Genomic DNA, 17,148 nt, shown 5'->3' on the forward strand with positions numbered 1-17,148 from the left:
TGGTGGTAGAAACTTCGAATCATTCACGGAGGACCGGTGCCTGGGACGGGGTTGGACGAACTGGATACGGCCTTGCTGACGCTCCTGCAGCAGGACGGCCGGCTCAGCAACAAGGAACTGGCGGCCCGCCTGCACGTGGCACAGTCCACCTGCCTGGAACGCATCCGCCGGCTGAGCAGGCGCGGCATCCTGCGCGGCCAGCATGCCGAGGTGGACCTGGGAAAGCTCGGCCGCGGCACCCAGGCCATGGTCGCCGTGCAGCTGCGCCCGCCGGACCGCGCGGTGATCGAGTCGTTCCAGGCGTTCGTGGCGAGCCTGCCCGAGGTGCTGTCGTACTTCGTCATGGCCGGCAACGACGACTTCCTGCTGCACGTCGCGGTCGCCGACAACGAGCAGCTCAGCGCGTTCATCCTGGACCGGCTCACCCAACGGCGCGAGATCGTGCACGTGCGCACCTCGGTGATCTTCAGCCACGTCCGCCGCCCGGTCGTCCTTCCCTTGCCGGTCGGCCGCGATGCGTGAACCGAGGTACGCACCGGGCCGGCCGCCGCACGCTGGTGGCATGCTGCGGCCGGCCCGTGCCCGGTCGGTTGGCGCGACCCGCGTCAGTCGCGGAAGGCGTCCTTGATCTTCTCGCCCGCCTGCTTGATGTCGCCCTTGGCCTTCTTGCCCTTGCCCTCGGCCTGCCACTGCTCGTTGTCGGTGGCGTCGCCGAGCTTCTCCTTCGCCTTACCGGCCATCTCGTCCTTCTTGTTGGCCATCTTGTCGTCGCTGGCCATGAGAAACCCCCCACATGGTCTCGTGTCCTCGGGCGCTGTGGCCCCACCAATCAGGTTCCCCGTGCGCGGCTCGCCAAACCCGGCACCGCACGCGGGAACGGAGCACCGTTGATCTGGCCCGGGCCGGTCGCGAGGTGACAGGGGCGAAACATCCGGACGGCGCCAGCCTGCTGGCTGCTCAGGGACTCGGATCAGCCCACGGACTTCCACCCGGTCCGACTCCTCTCGATCACGACCGGAAAGAAAGGGGCGTGGCTGGTCTCGCCAGTCGCGGGGGCAAAGCGTCATGCTTCTAAGGTCCGGTCGAGGGTGGCTCAACGTGAGCTCGACACCGAACCCCGCCAGGAGGCGACCGTGGTCACCGAGCCCCTCGACATCCCCGACCCGCCCGCAGACCCCGACGAGCTTGCGCCGACCGCGCCGTGGCCGTCGTGGACCAGCCGCGACCGGTACCACGCGGCGCTGGCCCACGCTCTGCGCGCCGGGGTCACCGAGGACGACCTCGACGATCTGTGGGTCGACATCCGTACCCCCTACACCCGATCGCTGTTGGCGATCCTCGCCAACCAGACGCTCGTCATGGCGCTGATGCTCGGCCTCGGAACACTGATCGGGCAGCTGATCCAGCACCCGCAGGCGCGTACCCCTTCTGCCCTTGACCCCGGCGCGGCGCGCCTGATCGTCGGCGCGGTGCTCGCGGCCGTGGTTGCGGCGTTGGTGCGGTGGATCAACAGCATCGTCGAGAACCGGCTGCGTGCCCGGCGCGGGTATCCGCCACGGGTCCGCGGATCCCGGCCGCCGTGGAAGGTTCTGCGGCTGGCCGTCTGGTTCTCCCTGGTACACGCCGCGCAGATCGCTGCCGCAGCCCGCGACGGGGTCCGGCTGACCGAGCCGACGCTCAGGGCGGTACGGCGGCTGCGGAACGCGGCGGATGCTGTCGACGCCGACCTCGCCCGCAGCCTGCGGCTCCCGTCTCCGCGGCGGCAGGAGGAACACACTGCGGCAGCGTTGGCCCGCCACCTTCGCGACCTGGCCGACCGGATGCTCGGATCGGATCTCGAACGGGCGGCTGGGGTCGCCGACGGTCTCGCCGCGCTCTTACCGTTGGTTGGCAGCGAGGTCGCCTGGTTGGGGTTCGCCCACGACGGCAGCGCAGAGCCCGGCCTGCCGGGCTGGCGTCGGCACCGACGGGCGATCGAGCTCGGCGCCGCCGGCGTGCTGCTCACCGCGACGGTCGTCCTGTCGCTGACTCACCTGCCGGCCGCCTCGATCGTGTGCGCGGTGCTGTCCGCCGCGGTCGCCGGCGGTCGGCCCGCCGTCGAGTCGATCGCGCAGACCTGGGCGCGCCCGCCGGAGACACCGTCCGACGGCGCCGCCACCTGATGCGATGCCGCTACCGGATCGTGAGCCTGCCGAGCCACCGCAGGGTGAGAAGTCCGAGCGCGACGGCGAGCACTGTCAGGCCGGCACCTTCGATGGTCTGGAACATCCAGAGGCGGCTTGCGGGCTGGTAGGTCTGCCAGATGCTGGCATGGTGCGCGGTGAGCCAGCGCTCGATCTGGTGCGGCGTCATGTTTGCCATGCGGGGAAAGATCGGGTTGGTGTCCTCGTCGAGGCGGGTACCGTGCCCGTCGACGATCCAGCGATGCAGCACCAGGTTGCCGCGCTGTGGACTGCTCTCGGGCACCGACACCGCGGAGGTGACCGGGAACAGGGCCAGCACCCGGGGCCGTACCAGCCAGGGAACGAGGATCGCCGGGATCGCGTAGGCGATCCCGGTGGCGGCCATCGCCGCGACGGTGCGGCGTAGCACCGCTCCGCTGAGGACACCGAGGCCGAACCCGAACAGGCTCCAGCCGGCCAGGCTACCGGCGCCCAGGTCGAAGGCCGGCGCGGTCCACCGTCCGCCGGGCACGTCCACGAAGTCGAACAGCTGGTACCACCAGGAGAACACCGCTCCGAGAGCGACGGTGGCGGCACAGACGACCGCCGCGAGAAGCACCATCTTGGCGGCAACCAACCGATGGCGGCCGACGCCCTGCGTCCACGCGAACCGGACCGTGCCGGTTTCGAACTCGCGCGCGAGCAACGGCGCGCCGACGAACATGCCGATCAGCGGTGGCACGAGATGCAGCCCGTACACCACGAAGTCGGCGAGGGAGGCAGGTGGCCGGCCCGCGAACACCGACAGCTGGCTGCCGCAGCGACCGCCGTGGCCCGCGTTGCCGATGAGGTCTCGGCAGCGGTCCAGCCCCATCGCATGCCAGGTGACGCGCATGCTCCGCCCGGTGAGTACCAGTACGCACGCGGCGGTGGCCAGCACGATGACCAGCGCGATCAGCATCGCCCGGTGTTGTCGCCAGGCCACCCAGATCAGCCGACGCCACGGCGCCGATCCGGTGGCCGGTCGCCCTGTCATCGCAGCGCTCACGCCGGTACCTCCCGGCTCTCGGTGGCACCCGACGGCCCGGGAAGTGCCGTGGCGTCTGGATGCCGCAGGTAGGCCAGCACCAGCTCCTCCACGCCGACCGGCTCGGCGCGGAATCCCGCTTCGGCCGCCGGCCGTGGGTCGCCGCCGCAGCGGGCCAGCAGCCGAGTCTGCTGATCCGCGCGCTGGGCGGAGATGATCGGCAGCTCGGCGGGTAGCAGGTCGACGTGGTCGGTGGGGCCGACGAGCATCCGGTGCCCGGCCACCAGGGTGTCGGTCTCCCCGGCTACCTGCACATGCCCCTCGGAGAGCACGACCAGGTAGTCGGCCACCCGGTCCAGCTCGGCGAGCACGTGCGAGGAGAACACCACGGAGATGCCGTCGGTGGCCACCGCCTCCAGTACCGCGGCCAGGAACTCGTGGCGGGCCAACGGATCCAGCCGGGCCAGCGGTTCGTCGAGGATCAACAGCTCGGGCCGGCGGGCGAGCGCCACGGTGACCGCGATCTGCGCCTGCTTGCCGCTGGACAGGGCGCCGAGCTTTGCCGAAGGGGGTATCGCCAGCTCCGCGACGCGCCGCCGCGCCCACTGGTGGTCCCAGCGATGGTTGAGGTGGGCCGCCAGTCGCAGCGTGTCGGCCACCGACAGCTGCCGGTACAACGGTGCGTCCTGGGCGACGAACGCCACCCGGGACAGGGCCGGGATCGACCCCGGCGCGACTCCACCCAGTACCGACAATCGGCCGGCGCTTGGCACCCGCAGGCCCACCACCAGCTCCAGCAACGTGGTCTTGCCGGATCCGTTGGGGCCGACCAGAGCCACCACGTGACCGGCCGGGATGGCCAGCGTGCAGTCGCGCAGGGCCCAGATCCGGCGGTACCGCCGGCCCAGGCCGGCACACTCGATGATGTTCATGCCACCACGCCGCCCCGCCCCCGACGCCGCGGACGAGCAGCCGTCGGTTGGGCGTAGAACTCCCGTGTCGCGGTGGCGAACAGCGCGTTCGTGGTCTGCTCGTCCAGGCCGACGGACTGCGTCGAACGCAGCCACGCCACCAGTTGCTGCCGGAGCCGGTCGAGTTCGGCCAGGCCGACCGCGCCGGGCGTGCCGTCCACGAACGTACCCAGCCCCGGCCGTCCGGACGCGATCCCCAGATGCTCCAACTCCTTGTACGCCTTGAGCACCGTGTTCGGGTTGATCGCCAGGTCGGCCACCACGTCCTTGACCCGTGGAAGCTGATCGCCCCGCCGCAGATAGCCCAGCCGCAGCGCCTGCTGCACCTGCTGCACCACCTGCAGATACGGAGGGACGCCGCTGGCCGGGTCGAGGCGGAACCGGATCGCCGCCCGGCTCGCCTCGGCGCCGTGCTCCGGATCACCGCGATCTTTATCTATTCCCATGGTTATATAGTACTGCCCGGCTGGGCCCCGCTTCCAGACGACCGAGAAGATTGGGGCAACCTTGCCCACTCCGTTGAGGCGCCACATCCACCGCGACCGTCGATTACCCTCGTTCGGCCCGCCGCTTCCCCGCCCGCCGTGGCGACGAGTACCGGCCGGCACGCCGGACATCGGCGAGGCCGCAGCCGGATACCCGCGGCAGCACGCCAACCCCGACCGGGCGGGCCGCGCGTCTCGACCGGTCCGGTGGCTCGTCGCAGTGCCGGCATCGGCTCTGTCGCTGACGGTGAGCTGTCTGTCCATCGGACGGCCCGCGCTGTCGACCGACGAACTCGCGACCTGGAGCGCCGTCTCGCGCACCCTGCCCCAACTGGTGCACCTACTGACCCACGTGGATGCGGTCCTCGGCCTCTACTACCTCGCCCTGCACGCCTGGTGCCAGCTGTTCGGCTACAGCGAAGTGGCGCTGCGAACGCCCAGCGCGCTCGCGGTCGCCGCCACGGCCGGCACGACGACGATGCTCGGCGCGAGACTGGCCGACACTCGCACCGGCGTACTGGCCGGGCTGCTGCTGGCCGTGCTGCCCGCGGCCACGCAGGTCGCCCAGACCGCGCGTGTCTACGGAGTCGTCATGTTGCTGGGCTGCGTCTCGCTGCACCTGCTGCTGTGCGTCACCGGGCCCCGGCGCGCCCGACGAACGACACGGCTGGCGTACGCCCTGTCGGTGATACTGCTCGGCTGCCTGCATCTGGTCGCCTGCGCCGCGATCCTGCCAGTACACCTCTACCTGCTCATCCGGCACGCCCGCCGGTTGCGCTCCAGCATCCTTCGAACGGCGGGCCCACTGGCCGTCGCGATCCTCGCGCTGATGCCGCTGGTCCACGTCGGTTATCTCCAGCGCCATCAGCTCGACTGGGTCGACACCATCGGCTTCACCGGCTTCGTCGACACCGCCAGCCGGGAACTCGTCGGCTCGCCGAGCCTGGTCCTGCTGCTGGGGGTACTGGTCGGCTGCGGCGTCGCCGTCGCGGGCCGGTCCCGCCGAGTGCTTGCGGTGTGGGCGCTGGCCCCGATCACCCTGCTGCTGGCCACGGCAATCTGGGTTCCCCGGTACGCGGTGCTGGTGGTGCCCGCCTGGACGATCCTGGCCGGCCGGTGCGCAGCGGAGCTGCTGCGCGCACCGATCCCGTTGGCCGTGCTGTTGGCGTCGGTGACCGTGGCGGGCATACCCCGAGACGAGTCGATCCGACGCCCCGACGGCCACGGGTTCGACACGCGGGCTGCCGCCGTGCTGATCGCCGACCACTGGCGGCCCGGCGACGGGCTGATCTACCGGGCCGACAGCTGGACCACGCCGCTGATGATGTGCTACTACCAACCAGGCCGTGCCTTCAGTACGCCGCTGGCATACGCGGACGCCGCACGGGTGGGGTGGTACACCGGTACGCCACGCCCGCCCACCTACCGGAACCTCGGCGGCGCCACCCGGCTGTGGTACGTGCGGCGAGGAGACCATGCGGCGCACCCGTTCGACGCCACCGGCGACTCCGTCGCACCCGCTACCGAACTCGCCCGCCACTACCGGGTCGAACGCAGTTGGCTGCTTCCGCAGACGCTGACCGTCCTGCTACTGACGCCAAAGCCCTGAGCGGTCCGGCACCTGTCTCCTCGCGAGGAGGGCGCCGCGTCGGTCCGGTCCGTGATGGTCGTGGCGCCTACGGCGGCCGGATCAGTCAACGGGAGACGGTGGCCGGCACGGGGACAGGGCCATGGCAAGCATGATGAGCAGCGCGGGCCCGCCGAAACGGCTCGGTGCGGCCACTGCACGCTCGACCGTGCCGACCGACGGCGCCGGTGAAACGGCAACACCAGCATCATGCGGTCGGTCACGGCCGGCCGCTGTTCTATGTCGGTTTATCGACGCGAGAGCGACTCGGTATCGGTCCGGGACGTTTGAGGACACTCTGGCCGGTTGCTGTGCTGGCCAGGGAAGGATTCTCCGAGGCGAAGTGCCGTCCTCGACGACTACTCAGCCGGGCCAACTGTCCTCACGGCACCGCGCGCCGGGACATGTGGATGATCGCCTTACGGCCGCGGGTACTCGGACCGCTTTCACTGAACGAACGCTCGTGATTACTGACCGCTAATCCGATGGTAGCGGCGGGTCCGCAGCTCGCATGATGGCGTCGCTGCCATTCGCGTCCCGCGTCTGGCTGCACGCTCTACTCGCCAGCACAGTAGGTGAGTGCCGTGACGGTTCCCATAGGCCCGCAGTTGCCGCCGCCCAGGCGACATCCGACCCTGCGTCGAATCCTGATCACCACGGGATCGGTGCTGGGCGGTCTGTTCGTCGTGTTCTGCACGCTGGGCATCCTGGGGGCCACCGGTGTTCTGCCCGCACCCGACCCGAGCAGCAGCCCCACGCCGGCCAACACCCGTGCGGTGGGCCACGCGCCGGAGCCCACGGAGGCGCCCAGCCACGATCCGACGACGTCGCCGGCGAGTCCCCGGCACCACCCGACCACCCCGGCGGCTCCCCGTCCGACGACCAGTGCGCCGCCCACGGCAGCGCCCGGCACGACGGCTCCCGGTACCGCACCACCGGCCGCGGCGCCGCCGGGGAAGCCGGCGAGCGGTACGTCGGCCTCCGCCGCGCTCGCCGCGCTCGCGAAGCTGCCGGTCGAGCCCGCCGCATCGATGGCGGGCTACAGCCGGGACATGTTCGGGCACGGCTGGATCGACACCGACCACAACGGCTGCGACACCCGCAACGACATCCTGCGCCGCGACCTGGCCAACCTCGTCGTGCGGGCCGGTACGCACGGCTGCGTCGTGATGTCCGGCGCGCTTCGCGACCAGTACACCGGCACCGTCATCAGCTTTCACCGCGGCGAAGGCACGTCCGACGCGGTCGAGATCGACCACGTGGTCGCGCTCGCGGACGCGTGGCGTACCGGCGCGCAAGGCATGTCGCCGAGCCAGCGGGAGCAGTTGGCCAACGATCCGATCGAACTGCTCGCGGTCAGCGGGTCGGCGAACGAGTCCAAGGGCGACCAGGACGCCTCGCAGTGGCTGCCGCCCCACCGCTCGTTCGACTGCGCGTACGTCGCGGACCAGATCACCGTCAAGGCCCGCTACGGCCTCTGGGTGACCCGCGCCGAACACGACGCGATGGCCTCCACGCTGCGCCAGTGCGGCGGTGTCGGGTCCCAGCCCCGTACCACCGCGGCCGCGCCGCCGTCACCGCGCCCCGCCAGGACCCAGGCGCCGCCCGCGACCCACGCGCCGCCCGCGACCCACGCGCCGCCCGCGACCCACGCACCGCCTACGACACAGGCGCCACCGCCGGCCGATGACGGCGGCGGGCAGACGGTCGTGCACCCCGGCGCGTTCTGCTCCCCGAAAGGAGCCGTCGGTGTCACCGACCGCGGCACCCCGATGCGCTGCACCAGCAAGAACGGCGACCAACCCCGCTGGCGCTCCGCCAGTTGAAACAGCACCGATGTGAACGGCAGGTGCGGACACGGGCCGAACTCGTCGAGGCGTGGTGGGGTCCCTGCGCCCGCGCGACGAGCGCGTCCGTGCCAGCCACACGACCGACGCTGTCCGTTCGCAGTGAGCGCGAGAGGAGTACCGGCGTGAACGTCGCAACTCAGAAGTTCATGTTCTACAGCCAATGGGCACACAACCCAGGCTCGGTGATCGCGAAACCGCCGATGCCCACCTACGAAGAGCTGCTCTCAGGCTGCGACCGAGCGCCGCGCGCAGCCTGGTCGGTAACATGGACCGATGACGACGACCGCTGACCCCCAGGATGGTCGGCGCCTGACTGTGCGCGGTGCGAGGACTCGGGCAAGGATCGTCGCCGCGGCAGCCGACCTGATGTACGGCCAGGGGGTCGGGGGCACCACGCTCGACGACGTTCTTGCGGCCAGTGGAGTCAGCAAGTCGCAGTTGTACCACCACTTCGAGGGCAAGGACGCGCTCGTGCGTGCCGTGGTCGACCTCGTCGGTGAGCGCGTCATCGAGCGTGAACGCGCCGCACTTGGCCATCTCTCGACGCTTCGGGGCCTGCGCCGGTGGCGGGATGCGCTGGTGCAGAACAACGCTCTGCGGCATGGAGCCTACGGTTGCGCGCTGGGGGCGCTGGCTACTGAGGTCTCCGATCATGATGATCTCGCCCGCAAGGCCCTGTCCGACTTGTTCAGCGAGTGGCAGACACTCCTGGCCGGCGTGTTGCGCCGGCTTCAGGACGGCGGTGAGCTCCCGGCCGAGGCGTCGGTCGAGCGGCTTGCGACCGGACTGATGGGTGCTCTCCAGGGCGGGTACCTGTTGGCACAGACAGCGCATGATGTGACGCCGATGGCGACATCGATCGATATGGCACTTGCGCACATCGAAAGCCTGTCTGGCCCCTGATCGACCGCCAGCCGCGAAACACCAAGCATCCGGCGTCGGTCAAGCAGATCGAGCCTCGGACGGCCTGGTGAGATGACCGCTGGCGACCAGCGCCGCACGAAGCTTCTGCCGGGCGTCGAAGAGCACCTTGTAGAGCGCGTTGTGCGTCGAGCCCAACTCGTCGGCGAGGACGTCCATCGGCATGCCGTTGACGACCGTGGCAACGAAAACGACACGCTGACGTTCGGACAGGCTCTCCTCGACCGCTGCGGAGACTGCGGCAGCGAACTCCCTGGCTTGCGCCTGGTCGTCCGGGCCGGCCGCGAACCGTGAGGCGAGCGCTGACCAGTCCTCCTGCTCGTAGGGGACCTCGTGGCGACGCCAGAAGTGACGGTTCATCTTGGTCGCCACATTGAAGATGACGAACTTGCTTGCCCAGGTGGTGAACTTGGCCTCGCCCCGGAACCTGTCCAGGCGCTCGCTGATGGCCATCATCGCGTCGGCAGCCGCCTGGTGCGCGATGTCCTCCAGCTCGGGACCGTCGAGTGCCAACGTCGGGGCACGCCTGCGCGCCTCCGACTTCGCGACCCGGAGCAACAACGGATACAACTCCCGACACGCGGCTTCTCGGGCCGGGCCGACACGTGCAAGATCACGTACCCACCGACGGCTCTCTTGATCGATCTCCGGGTAGTTCACTGCCGCCTCTTTCGCCAGGCATCACAATCTGTGAACGCGCTGGTCAGGTGGTCCCCCGACGCTCAGCGCACCCACCGTAGACTGGACTATATAGTCCATGCAAGCGAGTGTAAGACGGAGAGTTGGACCTTCGGATTGGACTGTAGAGACCATTATGGACCGGTGCGGCGCCACGCGCCCCGATGGTGGCACTGCAGGTCTCGGTTCGTCCGTGTGGAGCATGGCCCGGCCGCCGCTACCTGTCTTGGCGACGTGGCTCGTGAGCCACGGTGTGTGACTCACGAGGTGCTTGGTCCGGAGGGCGGTTCGTCGGTGATGGCCGCGAGCAGCCCCTCCAGATTCTCGGAGCACGGCCCACAGGCCAGCAGGTGAGCGCGTAGGCCGGGGAACCGCTCGCTCGGATGGTGCCCAGAAGCAAGCAGTTCCGCGTAGACGTCGAGCATCTCCATCGTCTCGTCGCAGCCGGCGTCGCGCGGGTCGGTCCGCAGAAATGCATCTAGGCGAGCCCACGGATCACTCGGCGGGTCAGGCGGTTCGTGCTGCGTGCTGCTACCCACGTCTTCTCCTTGATTCGTCCCGGGGAGTTGGGCCCGGACCATCCGACGCGCGGCCGGCTGGCGCTCTCGGCTGACACCAGAGACCAGTTGGCGAGCCGTCGACCCTCAATGATGTGGTTCGCAACACCCCGACGTGTCGTGCGGTGCTGGCCACGTCGTCGGGTCGCTCTCCACTCGGGTTTGTCCGGCCGGATCGAGGTGCGGCCAGCGCGGGCACGAACGCCTGGTGGAAACAGGTTTCAGCGCAAGGGCCCGAACTGGACCAAGGTGCCGGAGCCGCCGACAACGGCGCCGCCGGCGCGGACGGCAAGTTCGAGCATGACTGCGATCGGGATGGTCGAACCTACTGCGGTGAACACCGACACCGGGGAGACGACCGCGACGAGAAGGTGAGCCGGCCGTGCTGCCGCGGCTGACCCGGCTCACCGGCGCCGCATCGCGACCGAGCCGCGCCCTTCTGCGATCCTTCGGCTCCCGCGGTTCGGCGGCACTACAGCACAACGGATCTGCTCCCGGCTCTCTCTGCCGGGCTGCTGAACGGGTGTCCGGCTAGCGCGGCCTGGTCACCCCGGGGTGTTGGGCGTCGATCAGGTCGGCGTACCGAGGGTTGTCGTCGACGAAGCTGCGAACGATCGGGCACATGACGGTGACCGTCTTGCCCCGCGTACGAATGTCATCGAGTGCGCGTCGGACCAGCTCCGTGCCGACACCCCGGTGGCGGAACTCGGGAAACACCGAAGTTGCCAGTAGCACCAGTCGGTCGGGGCCGGCGACGGTGTAGGGCAGCCCGGCAATCTCTCGGTCGCCGACGAAGGCGCCGTAGACGCCGGCTTGTTCGTCGTTGATCACGGTGAGGTCCAGCGGCTCGGCACGCGAGGTGTCGATTCCCTTGTTCGTGGTGGATTTGGTGGGGTCGGTCATCGTGGGCGTCCCTTCGTGGCCAGCCATCGGGCAGTTCACGGTCGTGGCAGGTGTGACTGGATCAACGGCATCTCGCCGAGCGAGGGCTCAGGAAGGTTGTCGACCTGCCTTCATGCGCATGTCCTCCTGTCGCGGTGCAGGCAGACGCGGCATACCTGCGCTCCTACTTGGTGCCGCCGGTCGTCGGCGTCTTACCTGGTGCCGCACGAAATCCGGACGAGTGGGCGCAGCAACATCTCGCGCATCCGACGCACTCGGAGGCGAGGAGGGGGCCGTCGAGGGCATCACCGACCACATGGTCGATCTCTGCTAAGCGTGTGACCGAATCACGGTGACAAGCTGGACCTACGCGGCGAGATCCAGGTGCTCGCGCGCGGTCGACGCGGCGCGGCGCGGCGAGCAGCGTCGAGGGTTTGGGTCCGGTGCCCGCCATGGCCGGATCGGTTCGTGGTTCGGCCGGGCGCCCGTCGTGCGAGTGGCTCGATTACGCGAGCCCATCGCGATCGGGGGCCGGCAGGCTCATCAGGCGAACCCCGGACATCTCGAGTCGCAGGCCGAACTGGTCGGACGCGACGCGCAGGACGACACGCGCGCAGGTCGGGCACCGGACGACGAGGGCAGGCGCATCCGGGTAGACGTCGTACTCCGCCAGGATCGCGGCACTGCCACAGTGCGCGCAGTCGATCGTCGCGGCGGTGACGTCGGGTTGGAAGAAGTCGGCGAGTGGGCCGCCCAGCACGTTGCCGTCCAGGCGATCTTGCGCGTTCATGTGCGGTCTCCTGTTCCACCATATCGTTCCGTCTTGACCGAACTGCTCGGGTAGCCGAGCGCGAGCAGCCCTGTTGCCACGGTTTCGACAAACGGCGTCGAGCCGCAGACGAAGATGGCCGGGTGCCGTTCCGTACCGACGAGGTGGCGTTCGAGCTTCGAGCGGTCCAGCCGACCGGTCGGGCCGACCCATCCGGGTGGCGCCGTGCGGGTGTAGGTGACCGTGACGTCGAGGCCCGGTCGCGGTGCCAGTTCGGGGCAACCGATGTGTTCGTGTTCGCTACGAACCGAATAGAGCAGGCTCAGCGGCGTGGTGCTGTGGGTGGACTGGTGGTGCGCGATCATCGCGAGGAACGGCACGACGCCCGAGCCCCCGGCGATGAGTTGAACCGGCTCGGTCCGGTGCTCGGGCCAGACGAAGTAGCCGCCGATCGGGCCACGCAGTTCGAGTTGATCACCGGGCTGCAGAACCTCGGTCAGGTACGGTGACACCTCGCCGTCGTCGAGTCGTTCGACGATGAGGTCCACCCCGGAATGGCTGGGCGCCGAGGCGATGGAGTAGCTGCGTTGTGCCGTGTACCCGTCCTCCGCCGTCAGCCGCACGTCGACATGCTGGCCGGGACGGTGGCCAGGCCAGCCGGTGAGCGCCAGATGGATCCGGCGGACTCGGTGCGTTTCGCGGGAGATGGCCTCGACCGTGGCGAGTTGCCAGCTCAGTCGCCGGCGTAGCGCTGTTGCTGCCATGGGTCTCCGTAGTTGTGGTAGCCGAAGTTCTCCCAGAAGCCGGGCTCGTCGACGAGGTTGAGCGAAAGCCCTCGGATCCACTTCGCGGACTTCCAGAAGTACAGGTGAGGCACCAGCAGGCGAGCGGGCCCGCCATGCTCGGGGCTGAGCGGTTCCCCGTTGTAGGTGTCGACGATCCATGCCCTGCCGTCGGTGAGGTCCTCCAACGGCAGGTTCGTGGTGTATCCGCCGTCGCTGAAGGCCACCACGTACTCGGCGGCGGTGTCCACGCCGTCGAGCAACGTGTCGATCGAAACCCCTTCCCAGCGGGTGTCGAACTTCGACCAGCTGGTCACGCAGTGGATGTCGACGGTGATCGACTCCCGGGGAAGCTCGCGAAACTCCTCCCAGGTCCATCGCTGGACCTCGTCGACCTGGCCCTGGACGGTGAAGTCCCAGCCCTCGGTACCGAGGCGTGGCACCCCACCGGCGGTCAGGACCGGGAAGTAGTCCCCGGCGTCATGCTGACCCGGTGGCAGCTGATGAGCCGACCTCGGTGCGGCCCGACCGGCGAACCCCCGAGAGACGTGCGGCATCTGGCTCCTTCCCTGTGACCGAGATGGAAGACGGCCGATCGCTACGGCGAACGCCGGCCACCGAGCAGACAGGTAACGCGGGCGCCCGCCCTCACGTGCAGGTCGCGGACCGACCCCAACGAGCCGAGCCTAACAGGTTATTGGGATCTCTGACCCAATTTTACGTGACCGGCATCGCCTCCTTCACCCCGCGAACCGCGTCGTGGTCAGGCAGGTGCCCCGCGTGCCTGGGCCGCTGTCGTGCCGGAGAGCCGACCTGGCCGGGAAGCGCATCGTGGTCGGTACCCCCCCGTACCCGAGCGTGTCGACCAGCCGCGGAGTCAGGAGGGTTGGGCGGCCGGCCACGTCGACCGCTGCAGCGATCGGCCCTGTGCCGCGCCGGGCCGCAGGCGTCGCGGGCTTGGTAGAGCGACGTCCTCGGGGGCGAACGAGTGCACGTACGCCAGCGCGGCGTTGAGCGCGTCGCGCAGCGGTTTCACGTCGCGCTTGATCTGGCTGAGCAGCGAGCCACCCTGATGCGCGGCCAGCAGGACGGAGGTGAGCGTGTCGGGTCGGGCGTCTGCCCGGAGCTCGCCGCGGCGACGCATGGCGGTCAGCCCGGCCCGGATGACACCGGCCCACTGGTCGTACCCGCTGGCCAGGTCGGACCGCATCGTCGAATCGGACTCGGCCAACTCGCCCGCCAGTGAACCGAACGAACATCCACCGATCAGGTCCTGGTCCAGGACCTTCTCGACGTTGAGGTCGGCCCACAGCCGCAGCGACTCGAACGTGTCCAGCCGGCCGAGCCGTGGCTGGGTGGCCAAGCCCACCACGACGTCGCGCTGGTACTCGATCACCGCCCGCACCAGGCTGCGCTTGTCGCGGAAGTAGTGGGCCATCTGCGACCCGCTGACCCTTGCCTCCCGCCGAACGTCATCGATGCTGGTGCTCGCCACGCCGCGTTGGAAGATCAGTTCAGCGGCGGCCGCCACGATCCGAGCCCGAGTCGCCTGCCCCTTGCGAGTCAGTGGACTCCCGGCCGTCGACTCCGGTTCGCCGGCGGCGGCAGCGAAGGACGAAGACATGTCGGTGACCTACCAGGTGGGTGAGACGATGGCTCGGTCGGGCGTACCCGCATGATAGCGAGAACCGGGCAGCTGTTCGGTGACAGGATCGCGTCACCGGAGTTGCTGCTGCGTCCACGGTCGCGTCGCAGCGAGACACGGCTATGCTGCAACCGTGTCCGACCAGCCGGAAGGCGCAGCGCGAAGCGCCGGGACCTTCGGCGCCAACGACGATCTGTGCCTGCTCTCGATGCGGCAGCAGTCGGCACTGATCCGGTCCCGAGAGATCTCGGCCACCGAGCTGATCACGGCACATCTGCACCGCATCGCGGCGGTTGACCCCGCGGTCCACGCGGTCGTTTCGGTCGACGAGGAACGTGCCCTGGCCGAGGCCGCCGCCGCGGACGCCGCGCTGGCCCGGGGTGAGCCGTGCGGCCCGCTGCACGGGCTGCCGGCCGCGGTGAAGGACGTGCACGACGTCGCTGGGCTGCGTACCACCTACGGGTCCGCGCTGTATGCGAGCAACGTGGCCGAGCACGATGACCCCGTCGTCGCTCGAATCCGCGCGGCCGGTGCGATCGTGCTCGGCAAGACCAACGTGTCCGAATTTGGCTTCGGAGCCCACACGCGAAACGCGCTGTTCGAGTCGACCAGCAACCCCTACGCTCCGGCGCGAGCGGCGGGCGGCTCGTGCGGTGGAACGGCGGCGGCACTCGCGACGGGCATGGCGACGGTGTGTGAAGGCTCCGACCTTGCGGGTTCGCTGCGCAACCCGGCGTCGTTCTGCAACGTGGTCGGGCTCAGGCCCGCGGCCGGCCGCGTACCCAACGCCCGGTCCGGCTTCGGCTGGCAGCCACTGTCCGTTACGGGGCCGATGGGGCGAACCGTCGACGACGTCGGCCTGCTGCTGTCGATCATGGCAGGTCCGCACCCGGCAATGCCGCTGGCCCTGGACGCCGACCCGGCCAAGTTCGCGCGGATCGACCCGGCGGACCTGACCGGGGTGCGGGTCGCGCTCGCACCTGATCTGGCCGGCACGGTTGCCGTCGACCGCCAGGTGCGCGCCGTCGTGGCGAGCCAGGCGAGCATCCTGGCCGAGCTCGGATGCATCGTCGAGGACGCCTGCATCGACTTCGACGGCGCCGACGAGGCGTTTCGGACGCTCCGTTCCTGGACCCTGGCGTACCTGCTCGACGACACCATCAGGCGCCATCGCGAGTCTCTTCCGCCCAGCCTCGTCCAGAACATAGAGGAAGGCCAGTGGCTGTCGGGTCGTGACATCGCCTCGGCCCTGGAGACACAGGCGCGCCTGCATGAGCGCGCCGCTGTGTTTTTCGACCGCTACGACCTGCTCGTCACCGCGGCGGCGGCGACGCCGCCGTTCCCCATCGAGCAGGAGTTCCCGCCTACGATCGATGGGGCAGCGCAGACCAGCCACCTGGACTGGCTGCGCATCGCGTACGCCATCAGCATGACCGGCTGCCCGGCGCTGGCGTTGCCGGCGGGGTTCACGCCGACCGGTCTACCCGTCGGGGTACAACTGGTCGGGCCCCACCGTGAGGAACGACGCCTGCTGGCCATCGGCAGAGCCTTCGAACGCGCGAACGCGGCAGGCCGGCGGCGTCCGGACCTCGCGGGTCTCGCGCGGCGAGGCCTGTCGCTGATCGTCAACCCGGATTGACTGGGACGAGTATCACCGTCGATCGCATCGATCGGGGTCGTGCCGCGCGGACGCCACCGCAGGACCAGCGTGCCGGGGTGGTCGTGGATTCGCAGGCGGAATGGGGTGTAGCACCCATTATTGATAGTGGGTCATGCGTCCCATTACATTGGAGGAGCGCTCGAATGCGACCGGCGTGCACGGTCATGATGTGGCCCCGGCGTTGCACGATGCGGGGTCGTGAGAGGAGTGACATGCAGCCGCCACGGCTGTCGGGCCTTCGAACCATGCGGGCTCGCCGTGTCAGGCGACGAAGCCACGTTGCACAGACAGGAGCCGCGTACCGAACCAGCACATCTTCTACCCTGAATCCGCCGCGATGCGGTCGCCTGTACCGCGCTGCTGGCTGGACTGGCGGTGGCCGCCGAGCGATAACCAGCGAGTGTGGTGACGCGTGGGCGAGGCGGTCGTGAACACGAATCTGCCCGAGGTAGGCGCCTTCGACGCAGCGACATCGTCTCGCGCGGTCCGCGCCCACATCGTTGCCGTTGCGGCCGGACTGATGTTCGACCGTGGCGTGGCCCGGGTTGGACTCGACCGGGTTCGCCGCGCGGCCGGGGCCAGTGAGGCCGAGATGGTGGAACACTTCCCGACCAAACGAGCGCTCGTGCGCGCGGTGATCGCCTGGCAGTCGGATCGGGTCATCGAGTTCAACACGCAGGCGGGCACTGTCGCCCTGGACTCCTTCGAGGCGCTGCGCGCGTGGGCGGACCGGCACGTCGACATGCAGCGGGCACTCGACTTCGTCATCGGTTTCCGCCTGGGCGGACTCGCGGGTCAGCTCGGAGTGTGCGACACGGAGACACGCGCCGAGCTGGCGTCCGGGTTCGATCGGTGGTGGAGCGTGGTGCGCTCCGGCCTGGCGGCCATGCAGTCGCGAGGCGTACTCGTTCCGGACGCGCCCGTCGAGTCCTTGGCGACCGCGCTGATCGCCGCTCACCAGGGTGGTGCCCTGCTCGCCCAGGTCAAACGGGACGTCGCGCCGCTGCATCATGCCCTGCACGGGGTGCTCGACTTCATCGAGTCCTTTGCCGCCGAACCGATGGCCCCGTGAGGCGCATCAGCACGCAACGCGGACACTGGCCCACGAATCGACGGCCGCTTTGCCCGATCC

Annotated in this window: 19 protein-coding genes; 8 read left to right on the plus strand and 11 right to left on the minus strand. The window is 69.5% G+C overall.

What is annotated here, in order from left to right; all coding sequences use genetic code 11:
* The first annotated feature begins 36 nt into the window (after positions 1-36).
* Positions 37-522 (plus strand): Lrp/AsnC family transcriptional regulator, encoded by a 486-nt coding sequence (locus tag Asera_RS13565; protein WP_244843863.1) that lies wholly within the window; start codon positions 37-39, stop codon positions 520-522.
* 83 nt (positions 523-605) lie between these two features.
* Here the strand turns inward: Asera_RS13565 and Asera_RS13570 are convergent, their stop codons facing one another.
* On the minus strand, positions 606-779 hold the full coding sequence (locus Asera_RS13570) for a CsbD family protein (protein WP_035298658.1): 174 nt from the start codon (positions 777-779) through the stop codon (positions 606-608).
* Between the two features lie 309 nt (positions 780-1,088).
* Between Asera_RS13570 and Asera_RS13575 the strand changes: the two genes are divergently transcribed.
* A complete protein-coding gene (locus Asera_RS13575) occupies positions 1,089-2,162 on the plus strand; it encodes a hypothetical protein (protein WP_030449570.1) in 1,074 nt (357 codons plus the stop codon).
* A gap of 10 nt (positions 2,163-2,172) precedes the next feature.
* On the opposite strand, the gene Asera_RS13580 is transcribed toward Asera_RS13575, so the two are convergent.
* The 3 genes from Asera_RS13580 to Asera_RS13590 are packed head-to-tail and all read right to left on the minus strand — an operon-like array spanning position 2,173 to position 4,606.
* Positions 2,173-3,210, minus strand: a complete 1,038-nt coding sequence (locus Asera_RS13580; RefSeq protein ID WP_212804575.1) for an ABC-2 transporter permease — start codon at positions 3,208-3,210, stop codon at positions 2,173-2,175.
* Positions 3,207-4,121: an ABC transporter ATP-binding protein gene (locus tag Asera_RS13585; RefSeq protein ID WP_030449572.1), complete on the minus strand. Its 915-nt coding sequence runs from the start codon at positions 4,119-4,121 to the stop codon at positions 3,207-3,209. Before Asera_RS13585 ends, Asera_RS13580 begins: the two co-directional genes overlap by 4 nt.
* Positions 4,118-4,606, minus strand: coding sequence for a GntR family transcriptional regulator (locus Asera_RS13590; protein WP_051803022.1), 489 nt, complete (start codon positions 4,604-4,606; stop codon positions 4,118-4,120). The genes Asera_RS13585 and Asera_RS13590 overlap by 4 nt, the downstream gene beginning before the upstream one ends.
* Positions 4,607-4,865: 259 nt before the next feature.
* On the opposite strand from Asera_RS13590, the gene Asera_RS13595 reads away from it, so the two are divergent.
* The 4 genes from Asera_RS13595 to Asera_RS13610 all read left to right on the plus strand — a co-directional run bounded on the left by Asera_RS13595 (position 4,866) and on the right by Asera_RS13610 (position 9,025).
* A complete protein-coding gene (locus tag Asera_RS13595) occupies positions 4,866-6,254 on the plus strand; it encodes a glycosyltransferase family 39 protein (protein ID WP_051803023.1) in 1,389 nt (462 codons plus the stop codon).
* Positions 6,255-6,856: 602 nt separating this feature from the next.
* Complete coding sequence (locus Asera_RS13600) at positions 6,857-8,098, plus strand: HNH endonuclease family protein (RefSeq protein WP_211255791.1); 1,242 nt, start codon at positions 6,857-6,859, stop codon at positions 8,096-8,098.
* Between the two features lie 146 nt (positions 8,099-8,244).
* Complete coding sequence (locus Asera_RS13605; RefSeq protein WP_157035179.1) at positions 8,245-8,412, plus strand: hypothetical protein; 168 nt, start codon at positions 8,245-8,247, stop codon at positions 8,410-8,412.
* Entirely contained in the window at positions 8,396-9,025 is a 630-nt protein-coding gene (locus Asera_RS13610; RefSeq protein WP_030449576.1) for a TetR/AcrR family transcriptional regulator, read from the plus strand. Before Asera_RS13605 ends, Asera_RS13610 begins: the two co-directional genes overlap by 17 nt.
* Positions 9,026-9,064: 39 nt before the next feature.
* On the opposite strand, the gene Asera_RS13615 is transcribed toward Asera_RS13610, so the two are convergent.
* The 7 genes from Asera_RS13615 to Asera_RS13645 form a co-directional block, all read right to left on the minus strand.
* On the minus strand, positions 9,065-9,703 hold the full coding sequence (locus tag Asera_RS13615) for a sigma-70 family RNA polymerase sigma factor (protein WP_157035180.1): 639 nt from the start codon (positions 9,701-9,703) through the stop codon (positions 9,065-9,067).
* A 278-nt stretch (positions 9,704-9,981) separates the two neighbouring features.
* Entirely contained in the window at positions 9,982-10,260 is a 279-nt protein-coding gene (locus Asera_RS13620; protein WP_035298660.1) for a hypothetical protein, read from the minus strand.
* 549 nt (positions 10,261-10,809) lie between these two features.
* A complete protein-coding gene (locus Asera_RS13625) occupies positions 10,810-11,181 on the minus strand; it encodes a GNAT family N-acetyltransferase (RefSeq protein WP_051803025.1) in 372 nt (123 codons plus the stop codon).
* Between the two features lie 484 nt (positions 11,182-11,665).
* Positions 11,666-11,950, minus strand: a complete 285-nt coding sequence (locus tag Asera_RS13630; RefSeq protein ID WP_030449579.1) for a DUF6510 family protein — start codon at positions 11,948-11,950, stop codon at positions 11,666-11,668.
* On the minus strand, positions 11,947-12,693 hold the full coding sequence (locus Asera_RS13635; protein WP_030449580.1) for a ferredoxin reductase: 747 nt from the start codon (positions 12,691-12,693) through the stop codon (positions 11,947-11,949). Before Asera_RS13635 ends, Asera_RS13630 begins: the two co-directional genes overlap by 4 nt.
* Positions 12,663-13,268, minus strand: coding sequence for a sulfite oxidase-like oxidoreductase (locus Asera_RS13640; RefSeq protein WP_030449581.1), 606 nt, complete (start codon positions 13,266-13,268; stop codon positions 12,663-12,665). Before Asera_RS13640 ends, Asera_RS13635 begins: the two co-directional genes overlap by 31 nt.
* 320 nt (positions 13,269-13,588) lie before the next feature.
* Positions 13,589-14,335: a TetR/AcrR family transcriptional regulator gene (locus Asera_RS13645; RefSeq protein WP_084132808.1), complete on the minus strand. Its 747-nt coding sequence runs from the start codon at positions 14,333-14,335 to the stop codon at positions 13,589-13,591.
* A gap of 154 nt (positions 14,336-14,489) precedes the next feature.
* On the opposite strand from Asera_RS13645, the gene Asera_RS13650 reads away from it, so the two are divergent.
* Positions 14,490-15,995, plus strand: coding sequence for an amidase (locus Asera_RS13650; RefSeq protein ID WP_212804579.1), 1,506 nt, complete (start codon positions 14,490-14,492; stop codon positions 15,993-15,995).
* A 433-nt stretch (positions 15,996-16,428) separates the two neighbouring features.
* Complete coding sequence (locus Asera_RS13655; RefSeq protein WP_157035181.1) at positions 16,429-17,088, plus strand: TetR/AcrR family transcriptional regulator; 660 nt, start codon at positions 16,429-16,431, stop codon at positions 17,086-17,088.
* Positions 17,089-17,148: the final 60 nt, after the last annotated feature.

It is taken from the genome of Actinocatenispora sera, assembly GCF_018324685.1.
GTDB lineage: Bacteria > Actinomycetota > Actinomycetes > Mycobacteriales > Micromonosporaceae > Actinocatenispora > Actinocatenispora sera.